We start from the raw sequence: 8,456 nt of genomic DNA, 5'->3' as shown, positions 1-8,456 counted from the left end.
CCTTTTTGTTTAGATTGATTTTTGACACTCATATTCTAAACGGGAAACTCTCACTTTTTAGAGTGAATTGTCAGATCAAGTCTGATCTTCTACAGTTAATGTGATATTCAAAACCACCTCCTTTAACCCCTTTCAATGGACGAGTTGCCCATTGTTCTTTTTTGGCTTGTCTAGTTACATTTGTTGGGTATTTTGATAAGCCACTAATACCTGCTAATTCTTTTGCACTAAACCAATCTTTCATAACAGCTATCCTTGTTATGCAACATCAGGGTAACGACTAGGCCATATTTCGGCTGGCGTTTTTCCTAATGCTTTTGCGATAATTTCTTCACCGTTTTTATAAGGTTTATCAAGAGCATTTCTTACTGTTGTTTTGGAAAGCCCATTCTCAATCCCTAACTGAGAAAATGTTATTCCTTTCTTCATCAATTCAGCTCGAATATCAGCTCTATGCATATCTTGAGCTCTTTTCTTTTTATTCATTTTGTGAGATCCTCCACATTTAGTTTATTTGCTACGCTTTAGCGTACTTGATTAACTACAGGACTAAATATAATACTTATTCTTTTCTAAATCAATAGTGATTTAATAAATTTTTTAAATCTTTTTTAAATCTATTTGTAAGCTATTGATTTTAAATAACTTAATCAATTTTGATTTTAAAATCATTTTTGATTAAGAAGGGGTTAATTATGAAATCATTTGATAAAGTTTGGTTTTCAGCCAAAGAACTAGAAGAATTGGATTTGCCTGACCTTCCAAAGCAGGCAACAAACATTACAAGAAAGGCATTAAAAGAACTCTGGATAAAACGTGATGCAGTTGGAGTAAAAGGTGGGGGGAATGAATATCACATAACTTCATTGCCTCGTAAAGCCCAAGAAGCACTCGGATTTAAAAGTGGAATAAATGCAATCAAGGATAGCATAGTAAGAGAGATTACACCTGAAGAGCAAAACAAAGGATCTGAATTATCAGGCACCGTTTTGAATAACATAATCTCAATGATTGATAGTTTTGCATCTATTAAAGTATCTGCAGGCTTTGGGAGCTTTAATGAATGTGTAACAAAACCTGATGGACAAGAGCCTTATGCTGATAGCTTGTTGCATACGCTTGGTGTTAATGCCAAGAAGTGTGCTGTTTTTTGGGCAAGTGGAGACTCGATGTATCCGACTATTGATAATGGCGACCAGCTACTAGTTGATTTAAGTCGTAATGAGATACGAGGCGACAATAATATTTACATTGTACAAAACGGCGACAGTGTTTGGGTTAAGCGTGTAAAACTGCTATGGGACGGTGTAGAGCTTATTTCAGACAACCGAGAAGAGTACGAGTTAATAAAGATTACAGCAGACCAAGCCCAAAACCTACAAATCATCGGGCAAGTGGTACACATCGGGCATTCTTTAGTTTAAAACAGATTTAAAATAGTTTTAAAACCGATCAAACCTATGCAAAAAATAACGCAAAAACTGCTCGTTTTTTTCTAATCCTGCTCATTTTGTTTTTTGCATAGCTCCAACCAAACAATAACGGCGAACCCTTGTATTCACGGGGCTCGCCGTTATTTTTCCGCCCAAATTTTTTTCTTTCTCTCTATGCAAAAAAGATCAGTACCCCACACTAAAAATTCCCAATGCTCGCTGCTTAAGCCACCGCGAGGAACAGGTTGTTTTGGATCACCTTTTAATGCAAAGTATTCCCGAATTTTCGTTTTCGGATTGGTGAACAGATAAATATCTGCACCAGCTACTAGCCCCTTACCCCAAGTTACTTCAGAGGCAGTTGCCGGTGGTGTAGAGGCTTTTGGATCATACACCACATTCAAACGACCGTTATGCTGGGTGTTATCTGTTTCGCCAATAAAACCATTAAAGCTATTGTAGCGATGCTCCAGACCTTTTTGCGCGAGTACTTGTTTTACTGCTGCATCCTTGTTAGAAGACAGGAAGGTCCAATGGGCATTACTTGCGCCATTCGTTGGCATATATTGGTTTGGATTGCCTTTGAGCGTAAAGTAATCGGTACGGTTATTAGCATGTGGGTTGATATATTCATAAATATCAGCACTGTTTTCTTTCCACGTTCCCCATTTTAAGTCCGTTGCTTCAGGGGGCTTCGGGCCATTAATGGTGAGTGTTGCAGCTTTTTGTAGGTGATTATTAACAATACGCGCACCATCATCACTATTTTGAATACGATTAAACGCAATGTTGTTGCCGTTGAGATCTAAACGACCACCACGGAAGCCAAAGTAAATCTTATTTGGATCGACTTGATCAGCACTGTTTAATACAACGGTTGAACGGCCGCTCACAATACCAACTTGGTTAAATGCAGATTTTTTGCCATTTTCACCCGCTTGTTGGTTCAAAATGACAGTGCCTTGTCCAACACTAATGTCGCCAAGGTTTTCGCCTTTACCGTTAATATGTAGTGTCCCTTTGCCCAATTTAGATAAACGGTCACCTTGTGGGTTTTTGACTTGCCAATTAACTTGTTTACCTTTTGCCACTACAATTCCAGCTCCTACCCAGCTTTGATCATTTTCAGGGCGAACTGTTGCATTAGCATTGAAATTTAATGCGCCAGCACCTTGGTCAATATCGGTTTTTAATACGATAGTGCTATCTTGTCCTTCAATGTTTAGGGTTTTTCCGGTGTTATCTTGCGGAAGTTGTAGCTGAGGTGTGCCACCATAGCCTAATGGAGAAGCGCTATTGTCTTTAATTGAACGATCAGCAAGCGAAACCGTTAAGTTTTTCCCTTTATTACCAATGCTACTGTCTTTACCCTGTGCAGACCATTCAAAAACGGCATTTTGTTGCGCATTGGTTAATGTGCCGGCAATATCTTCGGCAAATTGTTTATCGTGATAATCCTGACGGATAATACCGGCACGGTTGTAGTAGTTGTTTGCAGGCGTACCAAAGGTGTAAGTAGCCAGTAGTAGCCAGCGTTTCGTTTTCTGATCGTAGCCATACACACCTGAACCGCTATCACCACGAGTACCAAATGCAGTTAATGCTCCATATGGGCTATTGTTTAATGCATTTCCTCTAAAATCTAGCCAGTAATCGGAATTATGTACCGCGATTGGTAAATGAACTCCCCCGGTTAAATATTGGTAAGATGTTGAAATTTGGTTGTCTTTATGCTCGGTATTTTTGACTATTTGACGACCAGAGCCTAAGCGAGCAAAGTGAGTAAAACGACTACTATCTTGGTAGGCTGAAGCATTATTACCCAGATCAGTCACTGTTGCAGGTGCGACCTCAGTGACTAATTTATTGAGACGTGGCACTTGATAATCTTGATGTTGCCCACCTTCAACAATTCCATAGTCGTTACGATCAACGACTTTGTAAGTGTAGTGGTGTGCATCGGCATTAGTGCCTGGGGCGCCAAATTCCACAGTATTGTATTGTGTATTATGGGCAACGCTGACTAAATATTGCGGTGCAACTAGAGTTGCTATCCCTAAGTTACGGTTTGCAGCACTAAAATCTGGCATCGGTACATTTGGGAAGAGTGCATCTAATGTATTGCCACTTTTATCTTTAATTTCAATATTGCTTGCACCTACGGTGAATTTACCCTTATTCTCCGCAAAATCACGGTAGTATTGAAGATCGATATCATCTCTGAAAACAGAGGCTGTTGCAGATAAACTAACAGCAAATGCCACAAAGCTGGCAAGGTAAGAAAGTGGAAAGTTTTTATTTATCATAAAATGTTAATAAATTGCTAATATTAATGGAGTAAAAAGGTGGGGTATTCTATAGATAATTATTTATTTGGCAAGAGGTCTTACCTGTTTTTTATACAAATTTACAATCTTAAGATAGGCAAAAGCAGCTACGGAATACGCAGCTGCTTTGTTGAAAGTTTTATTGAGTGATAAGCAGGAGCATTATTTTGCAAATTCTTGCATAAATTCGCCCGCTTGTTTGACCATTGAGGTTGAACCGACAAAGAACGGTACACGCTGGTGTAGCTCTGTTGGCTTAATATCTAAAATCGGATTAATACCATCTGTCGCCATTCCTCCGGCTTGTTCGGCAAGAAACGCAATCGGGTTGCATTCATAGAGTAAACGCAATTTCCCTTTTGGATATACGGTGGAGGTTGGGTAAATATAAATACCGCCTTTTAATAAATTGCGGTGGAAATCGGACACCAGCGAGCCGATATAGCGTGAAGAGTATGGACGTTTGATGGCTTCATCGGTTTCTTGGCAATACTTAATAAAGCGTTTCACACCTTGTGGGAAAGTAACATACTGCCCTTCATTGATGGAGTAATATTTTCCTTCGGTAGGGGTTTTTAGATCAGGGTGTGAAAGAATAAATAAGCCTAATGACGGATCATAGGTAAAACCGTTCACGCCATTGCCTGTGGTGTAAACCAGCATGGTTGAAGAACCATAAGTAACATAACCGGCGGCAACTTGTTTACGCCCTTCCTGCAAGAAATCTTCTTGTGTTACTGGGGTGCCGATAGGGGAGACACGGCGGTAAATAGAGAAGATTGTTCCCACAGAAACATTCACTTCAATATTGGAGGAGCCATCAAGCGGATCGGTCATTAAAATATATTTTGCATTTCTCCCACGCTCATTATCAAAGGCAACAAAATTATCATCTTCTTCCGATGCAAAGCCGGCAACATCTTCACGTGCAAGTAACGCTTTTTTCATCGTTTCGTTGGCGAATACATCAAGTTTCATTTGGGCTTCACCCTGTACATTTTCAGAACCTGCAGTACCTAAAATATCTTGACTTAAACCGGCACGGTTGATTTCTCGATGAATAATTTTAGCGGCTAAACGAATAGGAGATAAAATCCCACTTAATTCCCCTTTTGCCCCTGGGTATTCTGCTTGTTTTTCAATAATAAATTCGCCGAGTGTTTTCATTTTTTTCTCCTTCGCTATGTTAGAATGCCCTTATTATAACGATTACCTTTAAAGAGGTAGCGGTTTAAGCTTTAATTCTGTGATCCACTTCACATTTTATCTTTCAAGATGAGGAGCAATACGATGAATAATCTACGAATCAAAATGATCAGCCCTGAAATAGCATTAGCAAAATATAATGAATTGGATGTTTTAGAGATTAATCACTCCAAAGTGAAGGCTAAAATTGCATTGCAAGGTGCGCAGTTACTGAGTTGGCAACCTAAAAATACTCAGCAAGATGTATTATGGTTAAGTGAAATTGAACCTTTCCAAACAGGTGTGGCGATTCGTGGCGGCATTCCGATTTGCCACCCTTGGTTTGGTACAGACAAAAAGCCTGCTCACGGCACAGCCCGTATTCAAGCGTGGAATTTGCTGGAACATACTTCCTCAGCAGATGGGATTCGTGTTGTTTTGGGGTTAGAAAATCAGGCAAAACTCGAGATGATACTAGGCGAAGTCTGTGAGTTGTATTTTACTCACTTAGCACCGGAGCCGGCACAGGCTGCATTGCATACTTATTTTCAGGTCGGTGATATTACGAAAACGGAAGTACAAGGCTTAGCAACACAATGTTTTGATAAATTGACAAATCAAGAAATTGAAGTGCCATCACCTCGCAAGATAAGTGAAAATGTGGATTGTATTTATCCGGCACAAGCGGTGAATTTTATTCAAGATTTTGCAAATCAGCGCACCATTAAAGTTGAGCATATCAATGCTACCGAAACCGTACTTTGGAATCCTTGGCATAATACCGTTAGTGCGATGACAGAAACGGCGTATCAAAATATGGTATGTGTGGAAACAGCACGGATAAATACCTTACTTCAACAAAATGAAACGCTAGGAGTGAGAATTTTGGTGCGATAATGTTTAATGAGAGCAAGCAGCTGAATTAGTAATATTTTTTACAAATTTAACCGCTTGTCTCTTGTATTTACACTAGATCAAACAGTAAAAATTCCACGTCATCTTGAGTGTTTATTTCAAGTGCTTTCTCTTGACGAATGCCTAAGGCATCGCTGGTGGAAAGTTCAACGCCATTGATGTTTAGATTCCCTTTCACCACTTGTAGCCAGTAACTGCGGTTTGGCTCTAATGCCAGTTGCTCTGATTTGGCTGTTGGGTATTGATAACGCCACAGCTTCATATCTTGGTAAATTTTAAATGAACCTTCTTCTGCGTTTGGCGAAAGAATCAAGGTTGCTCCCTCTTTCGGGGCAAATCTATCTTGGTTGTAGCGAGGGGTCACATCTTTTTGGTTTGGGATAATCCAAATCTGGTAAAGGTGTAAGGTTTCATTCGGATCTGGATTAATTTCTGAATGGAAAACCCCGGTTCCGGCAGACATAATTTGAAATTCGCCAGCTTTTACTTCGGTTTTATTACCCATACTGTCTTCGTGAGCCACACGTCCTTTTAACATATAAGTTAAAATTTCCATATTATCGTGCGGGTGCTTGCCAAAACCGTGATTAGGTGCAATGAAATCTTCGTTAATTACCCGTAAATGTGAAAAATGGATATGTTTTAGGTCGTAATAATTGGCAAAGGAAAAAGTGTGGTAGCTTTTAAGCCAGCTAAAAGAACCATCGCCTCGTTCATTGGCTTTTCTCAGTTGTAACATTATCTATTCCTTATGTAAGTGTTAAGTTGTGCCATTTTACTTTATGTCAAAAATAGATAAACCCTAATTTAATAGATTAATTGTTTCATTTTTTGAAATAATATGAGCTTGATTTTTATGGGAAAATGTATAGAATAATGCCCCCTTGAGTTCCCTTACCTCAAGTTTTCATTTAACGAAAAAGGATACAATATGAACTTTACTACTTATTTTTCGGATGAGAACAAACGTCGTTCTCTAATTTTACTTTCACTTTTCCATATTTTTATCATCGCAATTAGCAACTATTTAGTGCAAATTAGCTTTGAAGTTCAAGTACCACTAACAGAATTTAGCTTTCCGACAACTTGGGGAACGTTAACATTCCCATTTATTTTCTTAGCGACCGATTTAACCGTGCGTGTATTTGGTGCAGATCTTGCTAGAAAAATTATTTTTGTTGTGATGTTTCCGGCACTTGTCATAAGCTATGTGATTTCCGTTTTATTCTTTGAAACCCAATTTCAAGGCTTTAGTGCATTAACTGAGTTCAACTTTTTTGTTTTCCGTATTGCACTGGCTAGCTTTGCAGCTTATTTAGTTGGGCAATTATTAGACGTTCTAGTATTTAATAGTTTAAGACAAGGTAAGCGTTGGTGGCTTGCTCCAACCTGTTCAACCATTTTTGGTACTTTAATCGATACTTTTGTATTCTTTGCTGTCGCCTTTTATAAAAGTAGCGATGAATATATGGCAGAGCATTGGTTTACTATTGGTTCGGTCGATTATGCGTTTAAACTCTTTGTGAGCCTACTGCTATTTCTACCGCTTTATGGTGTGATATTAAATTTCATTATGAAGAAACTTGATTTAAAGTAGAAATCTAAACTGAGGTTTGGGGATTGTGCTGAAAAAAGGTATAATCCCCTTACTTTTTATGGCAGATATAGCAGAGAGCAATGTAATGAATAATATTCCATTAAGAAACGAAGAAGAAATTCAAAAACTACGAGTAGCCTGTAAACTGGCTTCAGATGTTTTAGTAATGATCGCCCCTTATGTGAAAGAGGGCGTAACAACTGGTGAATTAGATAAAATTTGTCACGAATACATTTTGGCAAATGGGGCAACTTCAGCCAGTTTGGGCTATCACGGCTTCCCAAAATCGGTGTGCATTTCGTTAAATGAGGTCGTTTGTCACGGTATTCCAAGTGATGACAAAAAGCTGAAAAAAGGCGATATTTTAAACATCGATGTGACGGTTATCAAAGATGGCTACTATGGCGATAACTCGATGATGTATGTAGTCGGTGAGCCAAGTGTGCGGGATAAACGCTTAATGGCGGTTACGCTAGAGTCCCTTTATGTCGGGATTCGCACCGTGAAAGCGGGGGTGCGTTTAAAAGAAATTGGTACAGCGATTCAAAAATATGTGGAAAAAGAAGGCTTTTCGGTAGTACGAGAATATTGCGGACACGGTATTGGTACTGAATTCCATTGCGACCCACAAGTAGTGCATTATGCTACCGATGATGGCGGTGTAGTGTTAAAAGAAGGAATGGTGTTTACGATTGAGCCAATGGTGAATGCCGGCAAAAAAGAAGTCCGCTTAATGGGTGACGGTTGGACAGTGAAAACCAAAGACCGCAGCCACTCCGCACAATATGAGCATCAAATTGTAGTTACCAAAGACGGCTGTGAAGTGCTGACAATTCGTGATGAAGAGATTGCCGAAGGGCGTATTTCTCGAATTATGCACAACAGCTAATTTGCAAATTTTTAGCGAAAAATGACCGCTTGCGAAACTCATTGTTAAGCTAAGGCGTTTAAAAACAAAAGGGATTAAGCTAACACTTAATCCCTTTTTTGTGATCTATT

At 39.1% G+C, this 8,456-nt stretch carries 9 protein-coding genes; 4 read left to right on the top strand and 5 right to left on the bottom strand.

The genetic code is table 11. From position 1 onward, the window contains the following. Window positions 1-70 precede the first annotated feature (70 nt). Together EDC41_RS02390 and EDC41_RS02385 are read right to left on the bottom strand one after the other, a co-directional pair. The gene (locus EDC41_RS02390; protein WP_020831082.1) at window positions 71-244 is read right to left on the bottom strand and encodes a DNA-binding protein; all 174 of its coding nucleotides are present in this window, start codon (window positions 242-244) and stop codon (window positions 71-73) included. 14 nt (window positions 245-258) lie between these two features. After that, window positions 259-486: a helix-turn-helix domain-containing protein gene (locus tag EDC41_RS02385; protein WP_006248629.1), complete on the bottom strand. Its 228-nt coding sequence runs from the start codon at window positions 484-486 to the stop codon at window positions 259-261. A 209-nt stretch (window positions 487-695) separates the two neighbouring features. Between EDC41_RS02385 and EDC41_RS02380 the strand changes: the two genes are divergently transcribed. Then, the gene (locus EDC41_RS02380; RefSeq protein WP_006252262.1) at window positions 696-1,424 is read left to right on the top strand and encodes a helix-turn-helix domain-containing protein; all 729 of its coding nucleotides are present in this window, start codon (window positions 696-698) and stop codon (window positions 1,422-1,424) included. Window positions 1,425-1,573: 149 nt separating this feature from the next. On the opposite strand, the gene EDC41_RS02375 is transcribed toward EDC41_RS02380, so the two are convergent. Both EDC41_RS02375 and fbp read right to left on the bottom strand, forming a co-directional pair. Then, window positions 1,574-3,739 (bottom strand): S6 family peptidase, encoded by a 2,166-nt coding sequence (locus EDC41_RS02375; RefSeq protein WP_006252263.1) that lies wholly within the window; start codon window positions 3,737-3,739, stop codon window positions 1,574-1,576. A gap of 183 nt (window positions 3,740-3,922) precedes the next feature. After that, window positions 3,923-4,927, bottom strand: coding sequence for a class 1 fructose-bisphosphatase (gene fbp / locus EDC41_RS02370; protein ID WP_115262452.1), 1,005 nt, complete (start codon window positions 4,925-4,927; stop codon window positions 3,923-3,925). 123 nt (window positions 4,928-5,050) lie between these two features. Here fbp and EDC41_RS02365 point away from each other — a divergent pair, with 123 nt between their 5' ends. Then, window positions 5,051-5,842 carry a D-hexose-6-phosphate mutarotase gene (locus EDC41_RS02365; protein WP_006252264.1) on the top strand — a complete coding sequence of 264 codons (792 nt, stop codon included), beginning with the start codon at window positions 5,051-5,053 and terminating at the stop codon, window positions 5,840-5,842. 67 nt (window positions 5,843-5,909) lie between these two features. Here the strand turns inward: EDC41_RS02365 and EDC41_RS02360 are convergent, their stop codons facing one another. Next, window positions 5,910-6,599, bottom strand: coding sequence for a pirin family protein (locus EDC41_RS02360; RefSeq protein ID WP_006250419.1), 690 nt, complete (start codon window positions 6,597-6,599; stop codon window positions 5,910-5,912). A gap of 192 nt (window positions 6,600-6,791) precedes the next feature. Here EDC41_RS02360 and EDC41_RS02355 point away from each other — a divergent pair, with 192 nt between their 5' ends. Continuing rightward, window positions 6,792-7,457: a 7-cyano-7-deazaguanine/7-aminomethyl-7-deazaguanine transporter gene (locus EDC41_RS02355; protein WP_006252265.1), complete on the top strand. Its 666-nt coding sequence runs from the start codon at window positions 6,792-6,794 to the stop codon at window positions 7,455-7,457. A gap of 85 nt (window positions 7,458-7,542) precedes the next feature. After that, window positions 7,543-8,346, top strand: coding sequence for a type I methionyl aminopeptidase (map, locus tag EDC41_RS02350; protein ID WP_006250417.1), 804 nt, complete (start codon window positions 7,543-7,545; stop codon window positions 8,344-8,346). The last annotated feature ends 110 nt before the right edge of the window (window positions 8,347-8,456 follow it).

The organism is Mannheimia haemolytica, assembly GCF_004342115.1.
GTDB classification, from domain to species: Bacteria; Pseudomonadota; Gammaproteobacteria; order Enterobacterales; family Pasteurellaceae; genus Mannheimia; species Mannheimia haemolytica.
Note: the sequence above shows the minus strand (reverse complement) of the source record. Positions and strands in the feature narration are given on the sequence as shown.